At 64.9% G+C, this 23009-nt stretch carries 30 protein-coding genes and 4 tRNA genes; 23 read left to right on the forward strand and 11 right to left on the reverse strand.

The window, feature by feature from the left end:
- The first annotated feature begins 20 nt into the window (after positions 1 to 20).
- From RZA67_RS09950 to RZA67_RS10010, 13 genes are all read left to right on the forward strand, one after another.
- Positions 21 to 108 (forward strand) — tRNA-Lys (locus RZA67_RS09950).
- 21 nt (positions 109 to 129) lie between these two features.
- Positions 130 to 405, forward strand: a complete 276-nt coding sequence (locus RZA67_RS09955) for a KTSC domain-containing protein (RefSeq protein WP_317212599.1) — start codon at positions 130 to 132, stop codon at positions 403 to 405.
- Between the two features lie 10 nt (positions 406 to 415).
- The gene (locus tag RZA67_RS09960) at positions 416 to 640 is read left to right on the forward strand and encodes a hypothetical protein (protein WP_317212600.1); all 225 of its coding nucleotides are present in this window, start codon (positions 416 to 418) and stop codon (positions 638 to 640) included.
- Entirely contained in the window at positions 637 to 861 is a 225-nt protein-coding gene (locus RZA67_RS09965; RefSeq protein WP_317212601.1) for a hypothetical protein, read from the forward strand. The genes RZA67_RS09960 and RZA67_RS09965 overlap by 4 nt, the downstream gene beginning before the upstream one ends.
- A 13-nt stretch (positions 862 to 874) precedes the next feature.
- Positions 875 to 1780, forward strand: a complete 906-nt coding sequence (locus RZA67_RS09970) for a recombination-associated protein RdgC (protein WP_317212602.1) — start codon at positions 875 to 877, stop codon at positions 1778 to 1780.
- Positions 1781 to 1790: 10 nt separating this feature from the next.
- On the forward strand, positions 1791 to 2054 hold the full coding sequence (locus RZA67_RS09975; protein ID WP_317212603.1) for a hypothetical protein: 264 nt from the start codon (positions 1791 to 1793) through the stop codon (positions 2052 to 2054).
- The gene (locus RZA67_RS09980; RefSeq protein ID WP_317212604.1) at positions 2047 to 4023 is read left to right on the forward strand and encodes a DNA cytosine methyltransferase; all 1977 of its coding nucleotides are present in this window, start codon (positions 2047 to 2049) and stop codon (positions 4021 to 4023) included. The genes RZA67_RS09975 and RZA67_RS09980 overlap by 8 nt, the downstream gene beginning before the upstream one ends.
- Positions 4020 to 4679, forward strand: coding sequence for a hypothetical protein (locus tag RZA67_RS09985; RefSeq protein ID WP_317212605.1), 660 nt, complete (start codon positions 4020 to 4022; stop codon positions 4677 to 4679). The genes RZA67_RS09980 and RZA67_RS09985 overlap by 4 nt, the downstream gene beginning before the upstream one ends.
- Entirely contained in the window at positions 4676 to 4828 is a 153-nt protein-coding gene (locus RZA67_RS09990; RefSeq protein ID WP_317212606.1) for a hypothetical protein, read from the forward strand. The genes RZA67_RS09985 and RZA67_RS09990 overlap by 4 nt, the downstream gene beginning before the upstream one ends.
- Positions 4821 to 7334 (forward strand): DNA methyltransferase, encoded by a 2514-nt coding sequence (locus RZA67_RS09995; RefSeq protein ID WP_317212607.1) that lies wholly within the window; start codon positions 4821 to 4823, stop codon positions 7332 to 7334. Before RZA67_RS09990 ends, RZA67_RS09995 begins: the two co-directional genes overlap by 8 nt.
- A complete protein-coding gene (locus RZA67_RS10000) occupies positions 7331 to 7969 on the forward strand; it encodes a hypothetical protein (RefSeq protein WP_317212608.1) in 639 nt (212 codons plus the stop codon). The genes RZA67_RS09995 and RZA67_RS10000 overlap by 4 nt, the downstream gene beginning before the upstream one ends.
- Positions 7962 to 8216 (forward strand): hypothetical protein, encoded by a 255-nt coding sequence (locus RZA67_RS10005; protein ID WP_317212609.1) that lies wholly within the window; start codon positions 7962 to 7964, stop codon positions 8214 to 8216. The genes RZA67_RS10000 and RZA67_RS10005 overlap by 8 nt, the downstream gene beginning before the upstream one ends.
- Positions 8213 to 8449, forward strand: coding sequence for an AlpA family transcriptional regulator (locus RZA67_RS10010; protein ID WP_317212610.1), 237 nt, complete (start codon positions 8213 to 8215; stop codon positions 8447 to 8449). Before RZA67_RS10005 ends, RZA67_RS10010 begins: the two co-directional genes overlap by 4 nt.
- Positions 8450 to 8706: 257 nt before the next feature.
- Here the strand turns inward: RZA67_RS10010 and RZA67_RS10015 are convergent, their stop codons facing one another.
- The gene (locus RZA67_RS10015) at positions 8707 to 9162 is read right to left on the reverse strand and encodes a hypothetical protein (RefSeq protein ID WP_317212611.1); all 456 of its coding nucleotides are present in this window, start codon (positions 9160 to 9162) and stop codon (positions 8707 to 8709) included.
- 142 nt (positions 9163 to 9304) lie between these two features.
- Between RZA67_RS10015 and RZA67_RS10020 the strand changes: the two genes are divergently transcribed.
- Positions 9305 to 9625, forward strand: a complete 321-nt coding sequence (locus tag RZA67_RS10020; protein WP_317212612.1) for a hypothetical protein — start codon at positions 9305 to 9307, stop codon at positions 9623 to 9625.
- A 129-nt stretch (positions 9626 to 9754) separates the two neighbouring features.
- On the opposite strand, the gene RZA67_RS10025 is transcribed toward RZA67_RS10020, so the two are convergent.
- The 7 genes from RZA67_RS10025 to RZA67_RS10055 form a co-directional block, all read right to left on the reverse strand.
- Entirely contained in the window at positions 9755 to 9967 is a 213-nt protein-coding gene (locus tag RZA67_RS10025; RefSeq protein ID WP_317212613.1) for a hypothetical protein, read from the reverse strand.
- A gap of 57 nt (positions 9968 to 10024) precedes the next feature.
- Complete coding sequence (locus RZA67_RS10030) at positions 10025 to 10351, reverse strand: hypothetical protein (RefSeq protein WP_317212614.1); 327 nt, start codon at positions 10349 to 10351, stop codon at positions 10025 to 10027.
- A gap of 44 nt (positions 10352 to 10395) precedes the next feature.
- Positions 10396 to 10767, reverse strand: a complete 372-nt coding sequence (locus RZA67_RS10035; RefSeq protein WP_317212615.1) for a hypothetical protein — start codon at positions 10765 to 10767, stop codon at positions 10396 to 10398.
- 117 nt (positions 10768 to 10884) lie between these two features.
- On the reverse strand, positions 10885 to 12273 hold the full coding sequence (locus RZA67_RS10040; protein WP_317212616.1) for an XVIPCD domain-containing protein: 1389 nt from the start codon (positions 12271 to 12273) through the stop codon (positions 10885 to 10887).
- Positions 12270 to 13124 carry a hypothetical protein gene (locus tag RZA67_RS10045; protein WP_317212617.1) on the reverse strand — a complete coding sequence of 285 codons (855 nt, stop codon included), beginning with the start codon at positions 13122 to 13124 and terminating at the stop codon, positions 12270 to 12272. Before RZA67_RS10045 ends, RZA67_RS10040 begins: the two co-directional genes overlap by 4 nt.
- Before the next feature lie 532 nt (positions 13125 to 13656).
- On the reverse strand, positions 13657 to 15063 hold the full coding sequence (locus RZA67_RS10050; protein ID WP_317212618.1) for a DnaJ domain-containing protein: 1407 nt from the start codon (positions 15061 to 15063) through the stop codon (positions 13657 to 13659).
- A 115-nt stretch (positions 15064 to 15178) separates the two neighbouring features.
- Positions 15179 to 15586, reverse strand: coding sequence for a hypothetical protein (locus RZA67_RS10055; RefSeq protein ID WP_317212619.1), 408 nt, complete (start codon positions 15584 to 15586; stop codon positions 15179 to 15181).
- Here RZA67_RS10055 and RZA67_RS10060 point away from each other — a divergent pair.
- Complete coding sequence (locus RZA67_RS10060) at positions 15585 to 15809, forward strand: DUF2834 domain-containing protein (RefSeq protein ID WP_317212620.1); 225 nt, start codon at positions 15585 to 15587, stop codon at positions 15807 to 15809. The genes RZA67_RS10055 and RZA67_RS10060 overlap by 2 nt on opposite strands.
- A 69-nt stretch (positions 15810 to 15878) precedes the next feature.
- Here the strand turns inward: RZA67_RS10060 and RZA67_RS10065 are convergent, their stop codons facing one another.
- The 3 genes from RZA67_RS10065 to dapA all read right to left on the reverse strand — a co-directional run bounded on the left by RZA67_RS10065 (position 15879) and on the right by dapA (position 18312).
- Positions 15879 to 16649 carry an XVIPCD domain-containing protein gene (locus RZA67_RS10065; RefSeq protein WP_317212621.1) on the reverse strand — a complete coding sequence of 257 codons (771 nt, stop codon included), beginning with the start codon at positions 16647 to 16649 and terminating at the stop codon, positions 15879 to 15881.
- A 210-nt stretch (positions 16650 to 16859) separates the two neighbouring features.
- On the reverse strand, positions 16860 to 17387 hold the full coding sequence (locus tag RZA67_RS10070; RefSeq protein WP_317212622.1) for a hypothetical protein: 528 nt from the start codon (positions 17385 to 17387) through the stop codon (positions 16860 to 16862).
- Positions 17388 to 17418: 31 nt separating this feature from the next.
- A complete protein-coding gene (gene dapA / locus RZA67_RS10075) occupies positions 17419 to 18312 on the reverse strand; it encodes a 4-hydroxy-tetrahydrodipicolinate synthase (protein ID WP_317212623.1) in 894 nt (297 codons plus the stop codon).
- Positions 18313 to 18475: 163 nt separating this feature from the next.
- Between dapA and RZA67_RS10080 the strand changes: the two genes are divergently transcribed.
- The 8 genes from RZA67_RS10080 to RZA67_RS10115 all read left to right on the forward strand — a co-directional run bounded on the left by RZA67_RS10080 (position 18476) and on the right by RZA67_RS10115 (position 22871).
- The gene (locus tag RZA67_RS10080; protein WP_317212624.1) at positions 18476 to 19036 is read left to right on the forward strand and encodes a glycine cleavage system protein R; all 561 of its coding nucleotides are present in this window, start codon (positions 18476 to 18478) and stop codon (positions 19034 to 19036) included.
- Between the two features lie 86 nt (positions 19037 to 19122).
- Positions 19123 to 19602, forward strand: a complete 480-nt coding sequence (locus tag RZA67_RS10085; protein WP_317213977.1) for a peroxiredoxin — start codon at positions 19123 to 19125, stop codon at positions 19600 to 19602.
- Between the two features lie 82 nt (positions 19603 to 19684).
- Entirely contained in the window at positions 19685 to 21085 is a 1401-nt protein-coding gene (locus tag RZA67_RS10090) for a PhoH family protein (protein WP_317212625.1), read from the forward strand.
- Between the two features lie 20 nt (positions 21086 to 21105).
- On the forward strand, positions 21106 to 21570 hold the full coding sequence (locus tag RZA67_RS10095) for a hypothetical protein (protein ID WP_317213979.1): 465 nt from the start codon (positions 21106 to 21108) through the stop codon (positions 21568 to 21570).
- A 37-nt stretch (positions 21571 to 21607) separates the two neighbouring features.
- Complete coding sequence (gene thiD / locus RZA67_RS10100; protein WP_317212626.1) at positions 21608 to 22417, forward strand: bifunctional hydroxymethylpyrimidine kinase/phosphomethylpyrimidine kinase; 810 nt, start codon at positions 21608 to 21610, stop codon at positions 22415 to 22417.
- A gap of 108 nt (positions 22418 to 22525) precedes the next feature.
- Positions 22526 to 22602 (forward strand) — tRNA-Arg (locus RZA67_RS10105).
- 62 nt (positions 22603 to 22664) lie between these two features.
- Positions 22665 to 22741 (forward strand) — tRNA-Arg (locus tag RZA67_RS10110).
- Positions 22742 to 22794: 53 nt separating this feature from the next.
- A tRNA-Arg gene (locus RZA67_RS10115) sits at positions 22795 to 22871 on the forward strand.
- The last annotated feature ends 138 nt before the right edge of the window (positions 22872 to 23009 follow it).

Raw genomic sequence — 23009 nt, forward strand, 5'->3', positions numbered from 1 at the left:
TGCATTCCGCAGGGCAACCCGCCGCTGCAGCTCACGGAGAGCACCGGGCACTTAACCCGGAGGTTCGAGGACGACGGTCCTTCGGTTCGACTCCCGACAGCGGCACCACCTACTAGCTGGAGCACCACCATGGCACCGCGCATTGAACTGCAGGACGTCGAGTCGAACCAGATCCACTCCATCGGCCACGACCCGAAGACCAACACCTTGGCCATCTGCTTCCCGAGCCGCAAGGGCGGCCAGCTGGGCCCGGGCAGCCTCTACCACTACAGCAACTTCACCGCCGAGGACTTCGCGGCCTTTCAGGCTGCCGAGTCGAAGGGCAAGCACTTCAGCGCCCACATCAAGGCGCACCCTGAGAAGTATCTCTACGTGAAGATCGAACTGCCCGCGCAGGCGGCCTGAGGAGAGCACCATGCCCTACGTGACCGTCGACCTCGACATGGGCGAAATCGATGATGACGACCTGGTCCAAGCCTGCAAGAAGCGCGGACTGACCATCATTCCGGGTTCGAAAGGAAGCACCGAAGACCTGACGCAGGTCGTAGAGCGCGCCTCTCTGTCCTGCCGGGATCGGCCGGACATGCCGCAGGAGCTGAAGGACCTGTTCTGGAAGGTCCACGACCGCGCGATGCCGTGAAGACCTGCACCTCCTGCTGCCGCCGCTTGCCGCTCGCCCGCTTCCAGAGCGCCGGCAACGGCAAACACAAGCCCACCTGCCTCACCTGCATCAATGACCAGCGCCGTCTGCGAAGCCCACTGGCACCGATCCGAAAAGACCCGGTCCAGGTGCACATCAACAACGCCGTTCACCTCTGGCATGGCCCTGTCACGCGCACCGCGCTGACGCCCGCCGTCTGACCTTGGAGCACCCATGTTCTTCCGCAACCTCACCATGCTCCGCTTCCCGCCGAGCACTGACTTCTCCGAAGTCGCCACCCTGCTGCCGCACGCCACCTTGAAGCCGGTCGGGCAGCTCGAACTGAGCAGCCGAGGCTTCATCTCGCCCTTCGGTCGTGACGAAACCGAAGTGCTCCACCACCAGATCGGCGACTGGCTGTGGCTGGCCATCGGCGGCCAGGACAAGATCCTGCCGGCCTCGGCCGTCAATGAAGCCCTTGAGCAGAAGCTCGAGCAGATCGAGAAGACCGAAGGGCGCCGGCCCAGTGGCCGCGAGCGGAAGCGCATGAAGGACGACCTGCTGCACGAGCTGCTGCCGAAGGCGCTGGTGAAGTCGAGCCGGGCCGACGTGTTCCTGAACCTGCAGCTCGGTCTGGCCGTGGTAGACACCGGCAGCCGCAATACCGCCGAGTACGTGGCATCGGGTATCCGTGGCCTACTGGGCAGCTTCCCGGCCATGCCGCTGAACGCCGAGGTGGCACCGCGCGCCGTCCTGACCTCGTGGATCGCCGGCGAGCCGCTGCCCGATGGCCTGACCCTCGGCGAAGAGTGCGAGATGAAGGATCCATGTGATGGCGGCGCCGTCGTGCGCTGCCAGCACCAGCAGCTGCACTGCGATGAGATCTATCGCCATCTGGAAGCCGGCAAGCAGGTCAGCAAGCTGGCGTTGGTGTTCGAAGACAGCCTTTCCTTCGTGCTGGGCGACGACCTGGTCGTGCGCAAGCTGAAGTTCTTGGACGGCGCCCTCGACAAGCTGGACTACCTCGAGGAAGACGGCCGCCGCGCCGAACTGGACGCCCGCTTCGTAGTGCAGACCGGCGAGATAGGCCGGCTGTTCAACGTACTGGCCAGCACCTTCCGCATCAGCGAGGCGTACTGACATGGGCGACATGGGCGAGATCTTCGGCGCTTTGCGGGAAGCAACAAAGCAGCACCGCGCTCAGATGCTGGAACAGGCCGACACCACCGGCTGGGAGGAGATCACCGAGTACCACTACCGCCGCCACTTCGGCCCCGTGCGTATTGACTGGTGGCCCAGCGGCGGCAAGTGCCAGGTCTTCCAGAAGGGCAAGGGCGCGCCGCGCATGGTCTACGGCCACGGCCGCACCAATCAACTGATCGCAAAGCTGAAGAAGGAAGAAGCCAATGGCTGACGGATCCCGCTCCTTTAACTTCCCGCTGCCTCAGCGCTCGCGCCTCCGGCCCGGTGAGATTGTGGTTGATCTGTTCGCCGGCGGCGGCGGCGCCAGCGAGGGCCTCAAGCAGGCCCTGGGCATCGACCCGGCACTGGCCTACAACCACGACGAGCTGGCCATCGGCATGCACGCGGCGAACCACCCTCTCACCCAGCACCACCGCGAGGACATCTGGCACGCGGATCCCCGCGTGGACGTCGCTGGCCGCTCCATCGGCTGGTTCCATGCCTCCCCGGATTGCACGCATTTCAGCCAGGCCAAGGGCGGCCAGCCGCGCAGCCGCAAAACGCGCGCCCTTTCGTGGGTGGTGCTGAAGTGGGTCGGGCAGCTGCTGCGCGACGACAGGCTCAACGGCACCAACACCGCGCCGCGCATCATCTCAATGGAAAATGTGTGGCAAATCCTCACTTGGGGACCGCTTGTCGCGAAGCGCTGCAAGGTGACCGGCCGGGTACTGCGCATGGACGGGACTGTTGCAGCGCGCGGCGAGCGCGTGTCAGTCGAGCAACAGCAGCTGGTCCCGGATAAGCGGCACAGCGGTCGCACGTGGCGACAGTTCGTGGCCGCCCTGCGTGCGTTGGGCTACGCCGTCGAGTGGCGCAAGCTCGTCGCCAGCGATTACGGCGCGGGCACCAGCCGCGAACGCCTGTTCCTGCTCGCGCGCCGCGACGGCGAGGCCATCGTGTGGCCGAAGGCCAGCCACGGCCCTGCCCCAGGCCAAGCGCCGCGCTTTACCGCAGCCGACTGCCTCGACTTCTCCGACCTCGGCCGCTCGATCTTCGGACGCAAGAAGGATCTGGCCGACGCCACCATGCGCCGCATCGCAAAGGGCGTCCAGCGCCACGTCATCGACGCTGCCGAACCTTTCATCGTTCCGGTCACCCACCAGGGCGCGGATCGCGTGCACAGCATCCGTGAGCCCCTCAAGACGATCACGGCCGCCAACCGCGGCGAGCTGATGCTCGCTACTCCGGAGCTGGCGCCCTTCATCGCGGAGCACGCCAACGCCAGCAACCAGCGCACAATGGCTGAAGACGAACCGCTGCGCACGGTCTGCGCCGGAGTGAAGGGCGGGCACTTCTCCGTGGTGACGCCGATCCTTGCCGGTGTCGGCGGCCGCGCTGGCCAGTCCGAGCCGCGCTCGGGCGCTGAGCCGCTCTACACCATGACCACCAAGGCAGACACCGCGTTGGTGACCCCGCACCTAGTCAAGTTCCGGGGTGACAGCGTCGGCACGGCGGCCAGTGAGCCAGTGCCTACGATCACCTCGGGCGCCGGCGCCGCACGCCCAGCTGGCGCGGCGCATGCGCTTGGCTTGGCTTCCGCATCGCTCGTCACCTTGCGACGGCACATGGTCGGCGCAGACGTGCGCACGCCGCTCACCACCGTTGCGGCGCAGGCCGAGCACCACGCGCTTGCGACCGCCTTCTTGGAACAGGCCAACGGCGGGTTCTACCAGGGCGCCGGCAACGATGCCCGTGATCCGGTCAGTACCATCACCGGCAGCGGCAGCCAACAGCGGCTGGTCAGCGCAGAGCTGTCCGAGCTGACGCCAGAGCAAGAAGCCGGCGCGCTGCGCGTCGCAGCGTTTCTGGTGAAGTACTACGGCAGTGGCATAGCCGTGGGCCTGGCCGAGCCAATGGACACCATCACCACCCGCGACCGCCTCGCACTGGTCGCCGTCCACATCAGGGGCACGCCGTACGTCATCGTGGATATCAAGCTGCGCATGCTCAAACCGCACGAGCTGTTCCGCGCCCAAGGCTTCCCGCCTGAGTACGTCATCGATCGCACATCCAACGGCACGCCACTCAAGACAACCCACCAGGTGCGCATGGTCGGCAACAGTGTGAGCCCACCGCCGCTGCGTGCTCTAGCTGAGGCGAACCTGGACCCAATCGAATCCGAACTGAGGATGGCCGCATGAACCAGCACACCAGCATGGCGGTCACGGTGGCCGCAGACCTGATCCAACAGATCGCAACGAAGCTGTTCGGCGATGCCGGCGCTGGGATCAACGACCTGGTCACCTTGGCCAACCGCGTGCAGGCCGATGTCGGAAATCCGGTATCGCCCTCCCCGGGTGGTCAGGGTGGATTGAACTACGAGCGCATGTTCGTAGACGCCTGCGCCGCACTGGCTGAGGTTTCGCGAGAACTGGGCTGCGATCCGGAACAGGGTGGCGCTGAGCCGATCCTTGCGGCCATTGCCGAGCTGCGAGAAGCACTCGCCGCCCGCCAGCCGGTGGGGCAGGAGCCGATCACTGTCGAGGCTGTGGCGACCGTTCGGCGCGACGGTGAAGGCGACTACTACATCGACTGGCTGACGGAAGGCGCTATTGCCGACCTGGAAGCGGGCGACGTGCTGATGGTGTCCGACCGGAGCATCACCGACGACTCTGGATCTGGCGAGGTCTACGCCTCCCCGCCCGCGCAGGCCGTGGACCTTGGGCAATTCAAGGCTCTAGCAGCACTCGCCCATGCAGTAATCCATCACGGCGACCAGTCCCCTATGAAGAACGGCGTGTTCGCAGAGGCGGAGCGCCTGCTGGCCCTGATCGACGGCAAGGCGGTGCAGCCGTGAAGCGACTCACCCGCCCCGCCATCTTCATGCTGCTGGCGCTGTGTGCGCTCGCCGCATGGTTCGCGCCGCCGGCACAGTGTCCCTGGCATCCCGATTTCCAAGGTTGCAGAAGCGACAAGCAGCCAGACGAGGCTCCCGACCATGGCTGATCCCTACCGCGAGTTCCTTGAGCACAAAGTTCGGGTTGCACCGACCCTCGGCTTCGAGGTCAACCCGGCACTGGTGAACCCGATCCTCAAGCCCCACCAGCGGGACAGCGTCGTGTGGGCGTGCGCCGGCGGCCGCCGCGCCCTGTTCCAGCGCTTTGGTCTGGGCAAGAGCGTGCAGCAGCTGGAGATCTGCCGGCTGGCCATGGGACACGCGGGCGGCGCGGCGCTCATCGTCATGCCGCTGGGCGTGCGCCAGGAGTTCCGCCGCGACGCGGCGATGCTTGGCATTGAAACCCGCTTCATCCGCACCAGTGCCGAGATCGACCCAGCGTTCGCCGGCGTGCACCTGACCAACTACGAGTCGGTGCGCGACGGAAAGCTGGATCCGAACCTGTTCACGGTGGCGTGCCTGGATGAGGCGTCGGTGCTGCGCAGCTTCGGCTCGAAGACCTACCAGCAATTCCTGACCCTGTTCGACCAGGTCCAGTACCGGTTCGTGGCGACGGCCACCCCCAGCCCGAACCGCTACAAGGAGCTGATCCATTACGCCGGTTTCCTCGGGGTGATGGATACCGGTCAGGCCCTGACGCGCTGGTTCAAGCGCGACAGCACCAAGGCCAACAACCTGACCCTCTACCCCCACAAGGAAAAGGAGTTCTGGCTGTGGGTGGCCAGCTGGGCCTTGTTCCTGCAGAAGCCGTCCGATCTGGGCTACAGCGATGAGGGCTACGACCTTCCTGAGCTGAAGGTGCACTTCCACGAGGTGAAAGTGGATCACCGCACTGCCGGCGTCGAGCGGGACGGCCAGGCAAAGATGTTCCGCGATGCAGCCCTTGGCCTGCAGGATGCTGCGCGCGAGAAGCGGGACACCCTGCCCGCGCGGGTGGCCGCCGTGCAGCAGATCGTAGGGGCTCGCCCGGATGCCCACTGGCTGATCTGGCATGACCTCGAGGCCGAGCGGCACGCGCTGCAGGCCGCCGTGCCGGAGGCCGTGAGCATCTATGGCGATCAGGACCTTGATGAGCGTGAGGCTGCCGTTGTCGCCTTCAGCGAGGGGCAGACTCGGATCCTGTCGGCCAAGCCTGTCATCGCCGGCAGCGGCTGCAACTTCCAGCGGCACTGCCACCTGGCGGTGTATGCCGGCATTGGGTTCAAGTTCAACGACTTCATCCAGTCCCTGCACCGCATCCAGCGGTATCAGCAGCAGCATCCCGTCGAGGTGTGGATCGTCCATGCCGAAAGCGAGCGCGAGGTGCTGGCCAGCCTGCAGGCCAAGTGGAAACGACACGAAGAAATGGTGGAAAAGATGAGCGACATCATCCGGCAGTTCGGCCTGAGCAAGGCCGCCATGGCGCAGGTCCTCACCCGCAGCATCGGCGTCGAGCGCATCGAAGCCGCCGGCGACGGCTGGACGGTGGCCAACAACGATTGCGTGCTCGAAGCGCGCGGCATGGAAGAGAACAGCGTGGATCTGGTCATCACCTCGATCCCGTTCGCCAATCACTACGAGTACAGCCCCAGCTACAACGACTTCGGCCACACCGACGACAACGCCCATTTCTGGGCGCAGATGGACCACCTGTCGAAGGAGCTGCTGCGCGTCCTGAAGCCCGGCCGCATCGCAGCCATCCACGTGAAGGACCGGATCCAGTTCGGCAACGTCACCGGCGCCGGCGTGCCCACGGTGAGCCCCTTCCACGCCGAGGCCATCTTCCACTACCGCTCCCACGGCTTCGACTACATGGGCCTCATCACGGTGGTGACCGACGTGGTCCGCGAGAACAACCAGACCTACCGCCTGGGTTGGTCTGAGCAGTGCAAGGATGGCACCAAGATGGGCGTGGGCTCGCCGGAGTACATCGTGCTGCTGCGCAAGCCGCAGACCGACAGGTCGAAGGGCTATGCCGATGAGCCCGTGCGAAAGGAGAAGACGGACTACACCCGCGCGCACTGGCAGGTCGATGCGCATGCGTTCTGGCGATCGAGCGGCAACCGCCTGCTGACCGCCAATGAACTCGGGCAGCTGGGCCCCGACAAGCTGGCCAAGCTGTTCACCCAGCACAGCCTGGAACAGGTCTACGACTACGAGGCCCACGTGCGCATCGGCGAGCAGCTGGAGGCCCGTGGCGCCCTGCCCTCGACCTTCATGTCCCTGGCACCCGGCAGCCATGATCCGGATGTGTGGCACGACGTGAACCGCATGCTCACCCTCAACGGCGAGCAGACCAAGCGCGGCCTGGAGAACCACATCTGCCCGCTGCAGTTCGACATCGTGGACCGCCTGATCGAGCGCTACAGCAACAAGGGCGACCTGGTGTTCGATCCGTTTGGCGGCTTGTTCACCGTGCCGTACCGGGCTCTGAAGAAGCACCGCCGCGGCCGCGCCGCCGAGCTGTCGCCTACCTACTTCCTCGACGGCGTGAAGTACTTGCAGGCGGCCGAGCGGGAGATGGCCATGCCTGACTTGTTCGATGGCTTGGACGAAGACCTGAGGGAGGCCGCATGAGCAAGGAACGCCCCATTCTGTTCAACGGCGCGATGGTGCGCGCCATCCTGTCGGGCGCGAAGACGCAGACGCGGCGTCTGTGCAAGGACATGAACGCGTGGGTAGACCAAGGTTGCCGAGAGGTGAGGGACGTTGACGGCGTTCCCCATCATTTCCTGCTTGGCGCGCAGACCCCAATCGAGAAACTGCGATGCCCCTTCGGCCAGCCCGGCGAGCGCCTGTGGGTGCGGGAGAATTGGGCGCGCGTGCCCAGCACCGCATACCGCTGCAGCACAGGCGTAGAGCAGGCCGAGGACCCGGAACATCCCGGCATGGCCGCTGTGTACGCGGCCGGCTGGGAGCGATCAAATCCCGGCCGCTGGCGCCCCAGCATCCACATGCCGCGCTGGGCCTGCCGCCTGGTGCTGGAGATCACGGACGTGCGCGTGGAGCGGCTGCAGGCGATCAGCGAGGCCGACGCTATCACCGAGGGCCTCACGCAGATGGAGATAGGAGGTTGGCTGCCCGGGCCGTGCGATCACCCCGAGTGGGCGTTCCACCAGCTGTGGAATCAGGTCTACGGCGAATCGGCGTGGGACAGCAACCCGTGGGTGTGGGTCATCCATTTCAAGCGCGTGGAGGTGAGCGGTGTCTGAGCTCTTCGAGGAACCTGGTCTGCCGGACCACCGGCACGTCGGGCACCACCTGGCTGGACTGTCCGGGGTGGACCTGGCCAAGGCGGCACCCGCGACGGTGAAGATCTGGGAAGCAAGGGGATTGGCGCTGCTGGCAATGGCACGAGGCGACAAGGCCGAAGCCGAGCGCGTGATGGCCAACATCAACAGCCGCCGCAAGCGCGGCAAGAAGACGGGCGCCGGGCAGACGCCGAAGGATGAGAGATGAGCGAACGAATGGCTGCTACAACGCCACCGGTGGTGTTCATCAGGCTGCCGGAGGTCATCCGGCGCACCGGCATGGGGAAGACAACGGTGTACAAACGAGTCCGGGATGGCGCATTCCCTGCGCCCGTGCAACTTGGTGAAGGAATGGTCGCTTGGATTGAAGCCGAGGTCGAAGCGTGGCAGGCAAACATCATCGCTGAGCGCGAGGAATTGAGCCTGCCCAAGGCCGCGTGAGCGGGGGCATCATTGGGGGCATGCGGAAGTGCGAACGACCCAATACCCCTTATATGCCAGATATTTACAAGCACTCCATGGTAGAGCCCACCTCCACCAATACCAAAAACCCCAACCGTTCTCGGTTGGGGTTTTTTCTTGGCTGATCGCGGCCGACGAATCAAGCGCCCGGATTGCAGTCGTGGCTGCGGGAGTGGGTTAACGCCTCTGGCGCCAGGTCAGCAGCCTTACCGTACGCTTCAAGCAATCACCGCTAGTCATGCGGAGCTTATGGGCCGCAATCTCCGCATGCGCAAGTTATTCGCCGCATATAGTGCGGCGATAAACAGCGCCATTCTCCGCACGGCCAGCGTGCTTTCCTTGTAGTGGCGGATCGGCTCCGGGTCCATTTCGTTGCGCTCGTCCTCGAACATCCGCACCGCATAGACCGCGTAGTTCAGCTGCGCCGGGACGTGTCCGTGCTCGGCCGCGTAGGTAATCGCGTTGTACACCTCTTCCCGGCTCAAGGGCTCAGCTGCCAGGTCGCTGCAGAGGGCTTCGGTCGTGCTGCGGATGTGCTTGCCGCTCGCCGAGGCTTCGGCATCAATCCTGTAAAGCAGGTCGAGTGCAACCAGTTCGTAGGCGGCCGCGGCGCCAGTGCCGTCGGCATGGACGGAGCTGCCGTCAACCTCAGCGCACGTCACAGCGTGCCTGCGCATCACCTTCCAGTTCACGTCACACCGGCCCGATCCGTCGCGCGGCGTCGCCAACGCCACTTTCGATCCGGTGCACGCCGGGTAGTCTCGACACGGCGTACCGAGGGGCCCGACGCATCTTGGCACGCGCCACACCGATATCCTGAAATGGAGCGATGACATGGCACGCCTCAACTCTCCTCGCCTGCGCGGCAACACGCGCCCGATACCTGCGCACGTGCGCCATTCTCTTCTACTGGCCGGGCTCGCCTGCGCCGACACCCTGGCGCTGACCGCCACCACGCACGCCGCGCCGCGCAGCCCGGCAGCGGGCATGGCGCCGAAGGCCTTCTGGGCGTGTACCTACCGGGACAACGCACCGCCGAACTGGGAATACGTGCGCTACATCGACGCTCCCAGCAAAGCCGCCGCCGAGGCACGAATGCGCGCGGAACTGCCCGCCCACCAGAGCCTGATCGGCTGCAGTGCCACGGGTGGATAAAAACTCCACAACGCACCCATAGGCCGCTCCCCTCCCCTCCCCGTGCAGAACGGCGCCGCGATCACACGCGGGATCGCGGCGTTTCAGCATCAGCAACAGCGCAGTTGAGCGATCAGGGGCTGGCGCTGGTCAGAACGGCAGCGCCACTGTCAGCCCGGTCCACTTCGTGGCCATCTGCTCATAGCGGGCAGCCTCCACCCGCAGTCGTGCCGCCCCGTCACCACGACGGCGCCACGCGCGCCAGTCGCCACTGCGGTCATCGTCCAATGCCTGTGCCTGCTGCAGCAGTGCAGCGGCCTTCCCAAGCGCCCAACGCGCCTTGCCTCTGTGCTCTTTTTCCATGACGCCATGCTGGCGCGCGCACGTCGCACCGGCCGATACGCAGGCAACGGCAGCTGACTAGAGACGCTTGCCCTGGGCGACTTCGCGCCGCATCCAGGCAACCTTGCGCGCGACGTTGGCACGCAGTTCGGCCTCATGCCGCAATACCCAGCGCTCGGCGCCGTGCCGGCCGCTGTTGAAATCGGTGCACTGGCGCAGGATCAGCGGCGCCTCGATGCCGTCTTCCAGATGCAGCCGGGCAACCCATCCACCGTCGATGCGGTCGAGCATCTGGACCACGACCACGTTATGCAGGGTCAGGGCAGTATCGGGCTGCTCATACTGGCTGCGGCGCTGCCATATGAAGTCGTCGGCCAGGTCGGGGTGGCGGTGGTAGTCGGTCATGCCGCGGAGCTTAGGAGCGCCCCGTCTCACCGGCTGCGTCAGGGTTACGGCGGCCCCACCAATCGCGCCGCCCGCTCGGACAAGGCGCATCCTTTCCCGCGCAGCACCGTGATTGCCTCGCGCGCCCGCCGCTCCAACCCGGCATTGCCAATGAACGTGCGCACCGAATCCCTGAAGCGCAGCACGATGTTGTGGGTGGCGAAGGTATGCCGATAATCCACTTCGACCACCTCGGCATAGGGCCGCGAACGAAGCCGCAGCACGCGGTATTGGATGTGGTCCGGATGCAGCACCAGCACCGGGTTGATGCTGTTGTGGGCGAAAGACGCCCATGGCATGAAGGTGAAACCAGCAAACGCGGCTTCCAGCGTGACGGTCAGCGGGGTGGTTGAAGGCGCACTCATGCGGCGCATCATCCCGCCTGGATGTGCAGTCGGCAACCACGATCACGCAACGATCCGGTGGAGCCGACCCCTGGTCGGCTGCCGCGCAACGCGCGGCAGTCACCCTCATCCGACCGCTGTCGGCTCCCCTCAACCACCCATTAGCGGTCCACGGCGTTGCTGCCTCATCTGCAGGTCCTGCAGCTCCTGCACACGTTGCTGCGCCAGCTGCTCGGCCAGCTCACGCTCGCTCGCCTGTGCCTGCTCGAAGGACTGCGCCAGCGGCTGGTTGACCGCCTCCAGCGTGGACATGCGCTCGCGCAGACTGGTGAGATCGCCGCGCCGCCCCTGCACCACGAACACGTAGTCTCCGCCTGGGCATCCGGCGCTCGACCCGGACAGCACCACGTGATCAACCCGATCCAGCCCCTTGGCGACGGCCAGTGCGGTCAGGCTGCCGGCGAGCCGTTCGCTGATCTCATCCCACGGTTTTCCGGCTCCCGCATCCAGCCCGCGCACACCCTCGCAGCACTGCTGCCACAGCGCGTGGCGCGGATGATCCGGCGCGGTGAAATCAATGGGTGCAGGTACATGCACAGGGACGGGCGCGTCCGGCACGGCTGGCTGTGCATCACTGAGCAGATAGGGACTGCGCAGGATCGGGCGCTCACGGTTGGGATCATCGGGATGGAACTGCTGACGCAGGCGCGCGCGTTCCAGGCGGACGTCACGCGCGGCTTCCAGATCGGACAACGTAGCCGGGTCGGTCACCGCGCGGGGCGAGATCGGCATGGAGGGTAACGGTACGGGTACGACGCCGATCGGAATGCTCGCCCGCAGCTGTCTTTGCTCCAACCAGCCGGTGGTGTCGCTGTAGTGATACACACGGCCCTCGCGCAGAATCCGGTCAGGATCGATATTGGACACCGGGCCCGGAACATGTTGTTGACGTGCCTCGACCATGTCCCGCAGATAACCCGCCGGGTCGTCGATCAACGCCCGATACTTGTTGACCACCCGCGTCATGGTGTCGAAGCCGCGGTCCATGCCGAGATTGGAATTGTCGAGCAGGATTGACCAGACGGCCTCTGCTTCAGCGTCGCCGCCATACTCTTGCGCCGCTACCAGCAGTTTGTAGGGGGTCCAGGCTGAAGGATCGATCTCGAGATTACGAAAGGCCTCATCGTGCGCCTTCTGCACATCCTTCACCGGCAGATTGAGGGCCAGATCGGGGCGCTTCTCTGCCAGCTGAGCCTCGCGCAAGGCCAGGTCTCGCTTCATCAGATCCACCCCGAATGCCTGCCAGTCGCGCTCATTGAGATACACGCCGTCCGCGCGCGCCTGCCGGTCGGCAAAACTATTCGCTGTGGCGCCCGGTGCATTGTCATTGCGGATCACGCCCAAGGCCAGCAGACCGTAGCCATCGTTACCCTGCTTCTGCGCCAGATAGTTGAAGTACAGCTCACGATTGCCTGCGGCTACATAGGCCTTGAGCACATCAACGTCAGCTGCATTCAAGCCGAGCTTGAAATCACTCACTTTTCAGTTTCCTCGATGCTGTTATCAACCAGAAGTGCTATGGCGCGCGCCTTGATTTCCGGCCACCTTGGTAATCCTTCTCTTGAGTAGTTGATTCGAACGATCACATTCCGCCCGTTAATCAGGAATACCTGATCGCACTCTGCGAATCCCCTGATCCGCTTCTTCACCATCTTCCCGTCGCGATACTCGACACCCGACTCTGTGACCTCTCTCCGCGTGCATTTGATGACTTGATCGATCGCACCGGCATCGTCGCGCGAGACAAACCAATCCCTGAGGAAAACGTCATCTTCGTCAGACGGCGTTTCGCGCCACCCGTTTGCTCGCTGGTAGGCATGCACCCTGTCCATATCGACGTAGTACGGCGTCAGGCCATACACCGCCGCGCCCTGTATACGCGTTTCCAGCGATTCGGCTGGGTCTTCTCGCCCGGGAACCATTGGCGTGTAGCTATGCCGAAGAGCTTCTGCCGGGTCAGGGCCGCTGATGTAGCCATAGCTGATGCTGACCGTCCGTATCGATACGTCCACCGACAGGTTGCGCCGCTCGCCAGGCTTGAAGGGCTCCAGCGAGGGATACTCCAGCGCCAGCGAAAAGCTGCCGTCGTGATACGGTCCTGTCTGCATGTCAAAGTAGTTCTGCGGCAACATCAGCGCGTACGGCCCCACGCAGGCGCGCGCCATGGGCACGGGAATCTGGCCCGAATCGAGCGGTTGGTTGTCGATGGTGATCGAACAGCCCTGCTCATTGGTGAGCAGTCGGGGCGGCTTGCGCGGCTCTGCTTTCGCACATGCGCTGAGTGCAAAGGCCAGGGTGATGACCACGGGTAATGCCCGGAAGTGCAGCATGATCGTCCTTGCTGGAAAACAGAGACGACGGTAGCGCGCAGCGGAGGCGAGAGAATCGCCGCATTCCTATAGTGTTCAATCGGTCACAGGCTGGCGCAGAGCATCAGTCCTGCTGCGACATTCCACAGCATATTGAAGCGCTGTTCGCGTCAGGCCTGAGGCGAACCGCGCCTGTAGCGCCGGGCTCTGCCCGGCGCGTGCGCAGCGCGGCTTCATCGCGATCTGGTCGAAGAGCCGCCGGGCAGAGCCCGGCGCTACCGTCGGCTGCATTCAAGCCGGACCGGGGAACACTAAGTTTCCAGTCTCCGTGGCGTCGTTATCGACCAGAATGGATATGGCGCGCGCCTTGATCGCCGCCGACCTCGCTGACCCGCCCCGCGCAGCTCGTCCATTCGAGCACGATCGTGGATGTCGCAGAGGCGCGACCAGTCCCTGTCGAGATAACGTCTAATCTTCAAGCAACCTCCCCCGGGGTTCTCGCCTCTTCACCTCGGGTCCGCAGCCATCCTTGGCTTGCGGGCAACAGCAGAATTCAATCCAGCCACTCGTGCAGTGCGCCTTCAATTTCTTCATTCAACTCGTCGAGCAGACTGGAGACACCGTCGCTTTGCAGCACATCTTCCACGGCCTGATTGATGAAGCGCAGATCATCAGCGCTGACGGTCTCCAGTGAGTTCATGTAAAGCATGGCCGGCCAGCGCAGCGAATGTTCGAATTCCTCGCCCAGCTCATCGTCATCCCTGCTCGCGATGAGGTGCTTGTAGCGCGCCCAGCGCCGCATGAACTCGCTGGCAAAGCCGGAGTTGCGCATGTCCTCACGCAGGTCTGCCATTTTATGCAGGCCTTTCTTCTTGTCGAACCCGCTGAGCGTGATGATGCAGGCCACCATCATGACGTTGGCCAAGGCCGCCGCGATCTCGTCGGCATGCTCACGGCCCGGCCCCTCCCCTTCCGCGATGAGATGCTGGATGACGGCGAGCGCGTAGGTCAGCACCTCGAAACGGACCGCATCGCCGGCAAGGAAGGCGCGCTGATGCGCTGGCATTTGCTCATCGTTGGCCCAAACATCGACGATCAACGAAATGGGAAGCAACAAGCGCACCAGTTGCAGCGTCAGTTGATCGACCCCCTGCGCCGCGCGGATCTGCCCATCAATGGAGCGATCAAGCCGGGCGTAGTAACCGACATCGAACAGACCGGTGTTCTGCTGAGTCCCCTCTGCCCGCCCTGCACCGCTGGAGCCCGCGTTCGACGACGAGGCGCCACGCCGCGACAGGAAGTCGTTCACAAGACCGAAGAACACCAGCGTTTCGTTGTCATCCGGCACGTTGAACTTGCCGAACTCAACGCCGTTTACCTGCAGCCGGTTGCGTGCGCAGGCAATTTTGTTGACCTTGTCCAGCGCGATCGTCGACGGCGGCTCAAGAATCGCCTTGATCCGGATCTCGTGCTCGGTGATCAGCGCGCCTTCTTTTGCTCCACCAAACACGGTGTCATCAACCAGCGCCACGATGTCTGCCGGCACCAGCCCGCCCCCATAGTTGGCAAGCGCACCGTTGAGCTTCTTCACCGGAATGTTCGGCGCAACGTGAATTTTCTTGTAAAAGTCGTTGTCAGGGTCGTAGGCCTGCAACACCTCCAGCAGCGAGACCGACGCAACCGGCTCCGGTTGCGGCTGGGCTCGCTGCGATCCAGCAGCGCTTTGGCTTCGACCGTTTCGCATGCGGTCAAAGCCCGCCCGCCGGTCCGTATCGCTCAACGCGGCATGCGCCTCGTTGACTTCCTTCATCTTGCTGGTGGCCCAGGCCAGGGTTTCCGCATCGGCATTTGCATAGCGGTCAGGGTGATACTGACTACGCCGCCCACGGTAGGCGAGACTTATCTCTTCCTGCGACGCGCTGGGACGGATTCCCAGGATCTCATAATAGTCCTTTTCCAACACCAACTCCCTCTGCTGCACGTTTCGTCCACGCGTATGCGTGGCTGACCAGTACATCAGTGTGCCATGGAGAAGAGACCTTCGTCACAGGCCTTTTTACTGGCTGCGAAGCCGATCATTGACCGCCAACAAAATGGCTGGAGGAGTCAATATTCCGACCCCTCAGCCACCTGCAATCACTCCATCGCGCAGGCGACAACCAGCAGCCGCGCATCGCGATTTCACTGGGCTTGATATCCGCAACAGGACCGACAACGGCGCTGTCAAATGCAGGCAAAGGCAGTGCGCTCTGCACGCGCTTGGGCAGATCAGGATTGGCCAAGGCGCCGCGCCCCAACGCCACGATGTCGGCCCCGGCGTCGAGCATCTGGCCTGCGCCCACCAGCTCGGCTCGCCCAGCCAGGTCTCCCGGCGCATGACCGCACTGGAGGAGGAGCTGAACGCCCGCCTGCTTCACCGCACCGCCCGTTCGGTCGCAATTACCGCTATAAGGTGAGGCGCTGGTCCCTTGCGCGACGGCCATGCTGGAAGCCGAAGAGGCGCACAAGGGCGAACTGGGCAGAGCGCCGACGCACCTTTCAGGTCATCTGAAGATCACCGCACCCAGCATTTTCCGGCAGCGCGAGGTGGTGCCGCGGCAGCACAAGGTTAAGCGCTGGGTGCTGGTGATACCGGCCAGTTTCACCATGGGCCTGTCGCTGGCCCTGCCGCTTCACCTGTATCTGTGCGGCGCCCGCAGAAGGTAGAGCCGACCCATGGTCGGCTCCCGCGCAACGCGCGGCAGTCATCGTCATCCGACCGAAGTCGGCTCCCCCTCAACCGCCCATCACCGGACCGCGGCGTTGCTGCCTCATCTGCAGGTCCTGCAGCTCCTGCATACGTTGCTGCGCCAGCTGCTCGGCCAGCTCACGCTCGCTCGCCTGTGCCTGCTCGAAGGACTGCGCCAGCGGCTGGTTGACCGCCTCCAGCGTGGACATGCGCTCGCGCAGACTGCTGAGATCGCCGCGCCGCCCCTGCACCACGAACACGTATTCTCCGCCTGGGCATCCGGCGCTCGACCCGGACAGCACCACGTGATCAACCCGATCCAGCCCCTTGGCGACGGCCAGTGCGGTCAGGCTGCCGGCCAGCCGTTCGCTGATCCCATCCCACGGTTTTCCGGCTCCCGCATCCAGCCCGCGCACGCCCTCGCAGCACTGCTGCCACAGCGCATGGCGTGGATGATCCGGTGCGGTGAAATCAACGGAAGCGGGTACAGGCGCAGGTGTCGGTGCCGGTGCGCCCGGCGTTGCGGGCTGCAGGTCGCTGATCAGATAGGGACTGCGCACGATCGGAAGTTCGCGGTTGGGATCGTCAGGATGGAACTGCTGGCGCAGGCGCGCGCGTTCCAGGCGGACCTCGCGCGCGGCTTCCAGATCGGACAACGTAGCCGGGTCGGTGACCACGCGGGGCGAGATCGGCACGGAGGGTAACGGTACCGGTACGACGCCGATCGGAATGCTCGCCCGCAGCTGTCTTTGCTCCAACCAGCCGGTGGCGTCGCTGTAGTGATACGGGCTTGCGGGGGACGGCGCAAGTACATCCATGTAGCCTTGTGTCCGCCCATCCAGGGCTCCCACACCCCCGCAAGCCCGCCCCGCCCGGCCCGTGACAACGCGGCGCGCGGTGCGACGTAGTGCCGGGCTCTGCCCGGCAACCGGCAAAACAGGAGCGTGACGACCAACGGTCGTCACCTACCGGGTGGGAGACGCGTGACGACCAACGGTCGTCACCTGCCGGGGGCTCGCCGTCAGATGTTACGGGGCCAGCGTGGTCTTCAGCGTGGCGATCAGTTTCGTCGCGGCTGCGTCGGTTGCCGCCACGCCGCGCGGGTCCACCGCCGAGACGTAGGCGCCGGCTTCCACGCCGACCACGCGCACCAGGAAGTTGCTGCCTTCGTAGGCCACGTCATACGAGCCCAGCACCTGGGCACGGGTGGCAATGGTCACGCCCTGCACGCCTTCCAGTGCGGTGCCGACCTTGGCAAAGACCTCGTCCCTGGTGCCGGGAATGGTGAAGCCCGATGCGTTGGCCGCCGGCGCTGCCGCCGCCGGACGGCGGGCGACCTGCGAGGCCAGCACCGACTCGGTGCCGGCAGCGGCGCCGGCCGTCACCGCACCCGCCGGAGCGGTCAGGTCCGGCGGAACCTCGAGCGGACGCATTTCAGGCGCGAGCGCGTAGTCGCCCTTGGCGCCACGCTTGAAGCAGCCGGTGGTCGCCACGGACACACCGAGGGCAAGGATCGCGAGGGACAGCACGCGGAAGGTGGAAGCGGAATGACGCATGTAAATCTCCTGGATCAGGCCACGGTGGGATTCAGTGGCTGGAAAGTGTTTCCAGCGCAGCGATGTCGCCGGCCAGATGGTCAGCCGCGGCCTGGTGCGGCGCCGACAACGGCAGCAGCGGCAGGCGCAGGTCATGGCCGATGCCGAGCCGACGCAGCAGCGCCTTGACCGGAATCGGGTTGGGTTCAACACCGCAGAACTCATGGAACGGCTGCAACCGGTCATCCCACGCTTCGGTGGCCGCGTGGTCGTGGGCCGCGGCCAGTTCACACATGCGCCGGTACGCGCCGGGCAACGCATTGGACCCCACCGAGATCAGCCCGTCCATGCCGCTGCGGATCGAGCGCGCGGCGGTGCCGTCGTCGCCGCTGAGCACGGCGAAACCCGCGCTGCGCAGCGCCAGCAGCGCCTTGACCCGGCCCATGTCAGCCACCGCTTCCTTGATGGCCACGATGTTTGGATGCGCAGCCAGCTCGGCCACCGTCTCCGGCAGCATGTCGCTGCCGGTGCGGCCAGGCACGTTGTACAGCACCACCGGCAGGCCACCCTGATCAGCCACGGCGCGGTAATGCGCCAGCAGTCCGGCCTGGGTCGGGCGCACATAGGGCGGGGTCACCACCAGCGCATGGGTGGCGCCGTTGGCCGCCGCGCGGCGGGTCTGTTCGATCGTTTTTGCCGTGCCGGACAGGCCGGTACCGGCCAGCACCGGGACGCGGCCAGCGACCTGTTTGACCGCACTGACCAGCAGCTGGTCGTACTCGGCGTCGGTCAAGGTGGCGGCTTCGCCGGTGGAGCCGGCCACGACCACACCGTTGACGCCAGCGTCCAGCTGCAGGTGCAGCAGCCGCTGCCAGGCGTCGGGATCAAGGGAGCCGTCGGCCCGGAACGGGGTCGCCAGCGCGGTGATGAGGCCGGAAAGAGACAAGGCGTACTGCTCGCAATGGGGAGGGGGTCGCCCCGGGCAGGACCGGGTGAGACTGACTGCATGTTACTTGCGGCGCGAAAGCGCGGGCAAGTATGCTGGACACCGGTGAATCCCCGCGCCGTGCGGGCATTCAGACTCACCCCCGTATTGCCCCGGAATCGCCTTGACCGACACCACCCCGCGCCCCGCGCCGAGCGAAAACCACCTCCTGATCAACGCCTACACGACGCATCCGGAGTCCCCCCTGCTGCCTGTCACCCGGCGCATTGCCGACAGCGGCTGCAACCTGGTCGATGCCCGCCTGTCCACTGTGGGCCGCGACGTCTCGGTAACCGCCCTGGCGACCGGTTCGTGGGACTCGGTGGCCAAGCTGGAAGCGATGCTCACCCGGCTCGAGCGCGAAGAAGGGCTGAAGCTGGTGTGGTACCGCACCGCCGCCAAACAGACCCAGTCCAACCTGCTGCCGTACATCGTGGAAGTGATCGCCGCCGACAAGCCGGGCATCCTGTTCCAGCTGGCCGATTTCTTCGATCGCCAGGGCATCACCATCGAGAACCTGCAGAGCACGCGTTACCGTGCCATGCAGACCGGTGCGGAGATGTTCAGTGCACAGGTCACCATCGGCGTGCCGGCCAACATGCACATCGCCGCGCTGCGCGATGACTTCCTTGAGTTCTGCGACCACCTGAACCTGGACGCGATCATGGACCCGATGAAGTTCTGAGTTTTTCGCGCGTTCGTCACGGGCGAACGCGCTTTGATGCAGTCATGCACGTCGTCAAAGCACGCCAGGCTGGATACAAGGAACACATGAACAACGGCGACACCCTGGACCGTACGCTTCTTTCGCTGCCGCTGGCCCTTTCCGGCGGAACGCACACCACCCTGGGCGAGCACGCCGGCCACTGGCTGGTGCTGTATTTCTACCCCAAGGACAGCACGCCCGGCTGCACCACCGAAGGCCTCGACTTCAACGCGCTGCTGCCACGGTTCGAGCAGGCCGGCGCGACGGTACTGGGTGTGTCGCGCGATTCGGTCAAGGCACATGATAATTTCTGCGCCCGACAGGGCTTCAACTTTGCTCTGATCAGCGATGCCGAGGAAGCGCTGTGCACGGCTTTCGATGTGATCAAGCTGAAGAACATGTATGGCAAGCAGGTGCGCGGCATCGAGCGCAGCACCTTCCTGATCTCGCCGCAGGGCCGCATCGTGCAGTCCTGGCGCAAGGTCAAGGTTGCCGGCCACGCCGATGCCGTGCTGGCCGCACTGAAGGCCGCCCAGTCCCAGTGACCACCTTCGCCCCCCTTGTCCACCGCCACCCTGCCCTGCAGGCCGTGGCGGTTTTTCCCTGCCCGCCCCACAGGAATCGATGATGACCCGAGGCAAGCGCATCTACGTGCTGGATACCAACGTGCTGATGCACGATCCGACCGCGCTGTTCAAATTCGAGGAGCATGATGTCTACCTGCCGATGCAGGTGATCGAGGAGCTGGACAACGGCAAGAAAGGCACCTCCGAGGCAAGCCGCAATGCCCGCCAGGTCAGCCGCTTCCTCAACGAGCTGGTGCAGGCCTCGGGTCTGGACAATCTGGCCGAGGGCATCAACCTGGCCCAGCCCAATGGTCTGCAGCTGCGCGGCCGCCACAGCGCGGGCAAGCTGCGCTTCCAGACCAGCCACTTCGACGCGGGCAAGAGCTTTGGCGCGGTCATTCCGGACAACGCCATCCTGGGTGCCATCCTGGCGCTGAAGGAGGAAACCCCGGACGTGCCGGTGGTGTTCGTGTCCAAGGACATCAACCTGCGCATCAAGGCGGCCATCGCCGGCATCGTGTCCGAAGACTACGAGAACGACCGCGCGCTGGATGATTTCAGCCTGCTCTACACCGGCGCCACCGAACTGCCGGAGGATTTCTGGAAGCGCCACGGCAGCGACCTGCGCAGCTGGAGCGACAAGGGCCGCAGCCATTACGAAATCCAGGCGCAGGACGGCGAGGACTGGTACCCCAACCAGTTTGTCTACCTGCCCGGCGAGGACGAGGTGGAGCTCAAGGTCAGCCGCGTGGTTGGCGATGGCAAGGTGGTGCTGTCGCTGGTGGATGACTTCCGCCACGGCAACCATGCCGTGTGGGGCGTCAGTGCGCGCAACCGCGAGCAGAACTTCGCGCTCAACGCGCTGATGGACCCGGAGATCGACTTCGTCACCCTGCTGGGCACGGCCGGCACCGGCAAGACGCTGCTGGCACTGGCCGCTGGCCTGGCCCAGACGATGGACCAGCAACGCTACCGCGAGATCATCATGACCCGTGCCACGGTGAGCGTGGGCGAGGACATCGGCTTCCTGCCCGGTACCGAAGAAGAAAAGATGACGCCGTGGATGGGCGCGCTGACCGACAACCTGGAAGTGCTGACCCAGACCCAGGAAGGCGGCAGCTGGGGACGTGCGGCCACCAATGACCTGTTGGCCAGCCGGATCAAGATCCGTTCGATGAACTTCATGCGCGGTCGCACCTTCCTCAGCCGCTACCTCATTCTGGATGAAGCGCAGAACCTGACGCCCAAGCAGATGAAGACCCTGATCACCCGCGCGGGGCCCGGCACCAAGATCGTCTGCCTGGGCAATGTGGAACAGATCGATACGCCTTACCTGACCGAGACCACCTCGGGCCTGACCTACGCGGTGGACCGCTTCAAGAACTGGCCGCATAGTGCGCACATCACGCTGCGTCGCGGTGAGCGCTCGCGGCTGGCTGATCATGCTTCGGAGGTGTTGTGAGCCGCTTGAACCTGCGCCTGATGCTGCCGCTGGCCGGCACCCTGCTGCTCGGTGCCTGCAGCACCGTGCAGGGGCCACCCAGCGTACCCATGGCGAACAAGACCGGCCAGTCCTGGGTGGTGACCCGCCCGGTGGTGGCCGCCCAGGTGCTGGACACCTGTTCGCGGCCCAGCCCCGGTCGCGATGCCGGCCGGGTACTCGGTTACTGGGCGCCAAGCCGCGCGGACGTGGACCAGATGGAAGCGCAGTTGCCGCAGCTGCAACCGCAGCTGGAGGCGCCGCAGCTGTTTGACCGTCAATACGTAGGTATCGAAACCCAGGCGGGCCGACGCATCTACGTCAATGCGTTCCGGTTGCCCGACGGTGCCAACATCGATCCCGCACGCGAGGCGATCCGTGTCTGCGATGGCGGCCGCCAGTTCTGGGGCGCGGTCTACGACCCGCAGCGCGGCCGCTTCGACGAGCTGCAGTTCAACGGCGGCTGAGGCCCCGCACAAGGCGGGAACGCGGCACAATCGGCGCATGAGTCCGACCACACCCGTTTCCGCCCTCACCATCGCCGGTTCCGATTCCGGTGGCGGTGCCGGCATCCAAGCCGATCTGAAAGCGTTCGCTGCCCACCGTGTGCATGGGCTGTCGGCCATCGCCGCGTTGACCGCACAGAACACGCGCGGCGTCAGTGCCGTGCACGTGCCGCCCATCGAGTTTCTGCAGGCACAGATCGAGGCCTGTTTCGCCGACTTCCAGATCCATGTGGTGAAGCTGGGGATGCTGGCCAACGCCGAAGTCATCCGCGCCGTGGCCGACGCGCTGGAGCGCCACCGCCCGGCCCATGTGATTCTCGATCCGGTAATGGTAGCCACCAGTGGTGCGCGCCTGCTCGAGGAAAGCGCATTGCAGGCCATGCGCGAGCGGCTGCTGCCGCTGGCCACGCTGGTCACCCCGAACACACCCGAGGCTGAACTGCTGGTCGGTCGCTCGATCACCGATGCCGACGACGCCGAACGGGCTGCCGCGCTGCTGCTCGAACAGGGCGCGGCCGCCGTGCTGCTCAAGGGCGGTCACCTGCAGGAAGGCGATCGGGTGATCGACCGCTTCTACGATGGCGTCAGCAGTGAGGAATACCGCCACGCCCGCCTGCCCGTGGACGCGCACGGCACCGGTTGCACACTGGCCTCGGCGATCGCCGCCCAGCTCTGCAATGGCCTGACGCTGGCCAACGCGTGCGAGGCTGCCATCGATTACGTCGCCCGCGGCCTGCGACTGGGGTATCTGCCCGGGCGCAGCGAGGTGCGGGTGCTGGATCACTTCGGCGCGGCAACGCACGCGTGAGCGACCCGGTCGGCGCAGAGGCTGCTCCTCATGCAGCTTGGTGAAGAAATTCACGAAAAAAGTTGACGAGCACGATGTTCATCCGCATAATTCCGCTCCTGTCGCAGGGCGCCCGTAGCTCAGTTGGATAGAGTACCTGGCTACGAACCAGGCGGTCGGGAGTTCGAATCTCTCCGGGCGCACCACTCCGACAGAATCCATCGACACCGCCGTCGATGGATGCGGTAAAAACAAGTTTGTGTACTGTGCGCCCGTAGCTCAGTTGGATAGAGTACCTGGCTACGAACCAGGCGGTCGGGAGTTCGAATCTCTCCGGGCGCACCATACACAGGCTGCGATGATGCGATCATCGCGTTACAATCAAAGTTTACGTAGTGGCGCCCGTAGCTCAGTTGGATAGAGTACCTGGCTACGAACCAGGCGGTCGGGAGTTCGAATCTCTCCGGGCGCACCATTACACCGAAACAGCAGACCCCGGTCTGCTGTTTTTTTTGCATTCCGGTAGATGCGTGACGACCAACGGTCGTCACCTACCAGGCGGGCCGATCAACCCGGTAGGTGACGACCGTTGGTCGTCACGCTGTTGCTGTTG

The organism is Stenotrophomonas sp. C3(2023) (assembly GCF_032911385.1).
Classification (GTDB): Bacteria; Pseudomonadota; Gammaproteobacteria; order Xanthomonadales; family Xanthomonadaceae; genus Stenotrophomonas.

Bases quoted from the DNA above. Each gene is read 5' to 3' on its own strand.
- RZA67_RS10085 (WP_317213977.1), top strand. From the start codon at position 19,123: ATGAACAACGGCGACACCCTGGACCGTACGCTTCTTTCGCTGCCGCTG.
- RZA67_RS10020 (WP_317212612.1), top strand. From the start codon at position 9,305: ATGGCACGCCTCAACTCTCCTCGCCTGCGCGGCAACACGCGCCCGATA.
- RZA67_RS09980 (WP_317212604.1), top strand. From the start codon at position 2,047: ATGGCTGACGGATCCCGCTCCTTTAACTTCCCGCTGCCTCAGCGCTCG.
- RZA67_RS10095 (WP_317213979.1), top strand. From the start codon at position 21,106: ATGCTGCCGCTGGCCGGCACCCTGCTGCTCGGTGCCTGCAGCACCGTG.
- RZA67_RS09960 (WP_317212600.1), top strand. From the start codon at position 416: ATGCCCTACGTGACCGTCGACCTCGACATGGGCGAAATCGATGATGAC.
- RZA67_RS09985 (WP_317212605.1), top strand. From the start codon at position 4,020: ATGAACCAGCACACCAGCATGGCGGTCACGGTGGCCGCAGACCTGATC.
- RZA67_RS10025 (WP_317212613.1), bottom strand. From the start codon at position 9,967: ATGGAAAAAGAGCACAGAGGCAAGGCGCGTTGGGCGCTTGGGAAGGCC.
- RZA67_RS10070 (WP_317212622.1), bottom strand. From the start codon at position 17,387: ATGCGTCATTCCGCTTCCACCTTCCGCGTGCTGTCCCTCGCGATCCTT.
- RZA67_RS09995 (WP_317212607.1), top strand. From the start codon at position 4,821: ATGGCTGATCCCTACCGCGAGTTCCTTGAGCACAAAGTTCGGGTTGCA.
- thiD (WP_317212626.1), top strand. From the start codon at position 21,608: ATGAGTCCGACCACACCCGTTTCCGCCCTCACCATCGCCGGTTCCGAT.
- RZA67_RS10055 (WP_317212619.1), bottom strand. From the start codon at position 15,586: ATGGCCGTCGCGCAAGGGACCAGCGCCTCACCTTATAGCGGTAATTGC.
- RZA67_RS09955 (WP_317212599.1), top strand. From the start codon at position 130: ATGGCACCGCGCATTGAACTGCAGGACGTCGAGTCGAACCAGATCCAC.
- RZA67_RS10030 (WP_317212614.1), bottom strand. From the start codon at position 10,351: ATGACCGACTACCACCGCCACCCCGACCTGGCCGACGACTTCATATGG.
- RZA67_RS09970 (WP_317212602.1), top strand. From the start codon at position 875: ATGTTCTTCCGCAACCTCACCATGCTCCGCTTCCCGCCGAGCACTGAC.
- RZA67_RS10000 (WP_317212608.1), top strand. From the start codon at position 7,331: ATGAGCAAGGAACGCCCCATTCTGTTCAACGGCGCGATGGTGCGCGCC.
- RZA67_RS10065 (WP_317212621.1), bottom strand. From the start codon at position 16,649: ATGGATGTACTTGCGCCGTCCCCCGCAAGCCCGTATCACTACAGCGAC.
- RZA67_RS10010 (WP_317212610.1), top strand. From the start codon at position 8,213: ATGAGCGAACGAATGGCTGCTACAACGCCACCGGTGGTGTTCATCAGG.
- RZA67_RS10090 (WP_317212625.1), top strand. From the start codon at position 19,685: ATGACCCGAGGCAAGCGCATCTACGTGCTGGATACCAACGTGCTGATG.
- RZA67_RS10045 (WP_317212617.1), bottom strand. From the start codon at position 13,124: ATGCTGCACTTCCGGGCATTACCCGTGGTCATCACCCTGGCCTTTGCA.
- RZA67_RS10060 (WP_317212620.1), top strand. From the start codon at position 15,585: ATGCTGGAAGCCGAAGAGGCGCACAAGGGCGAACTGGGCAGAGCGCCG.
- RZA67_RS09975 (WP_317212603.1), top strand. From the start codon at position 1,791: ATGGGCGAGATCTTCGGCGCTTTGCGGGAAGCAACAAAGCAGCACCGC.
- RZA67_RS10035 (WP_317212615.1), bottom strand. From the start codon at position 10,767: ATGATGCGCCGCATGAGTGCGCCTTCAACCACCCCGCTGACCGTCACG.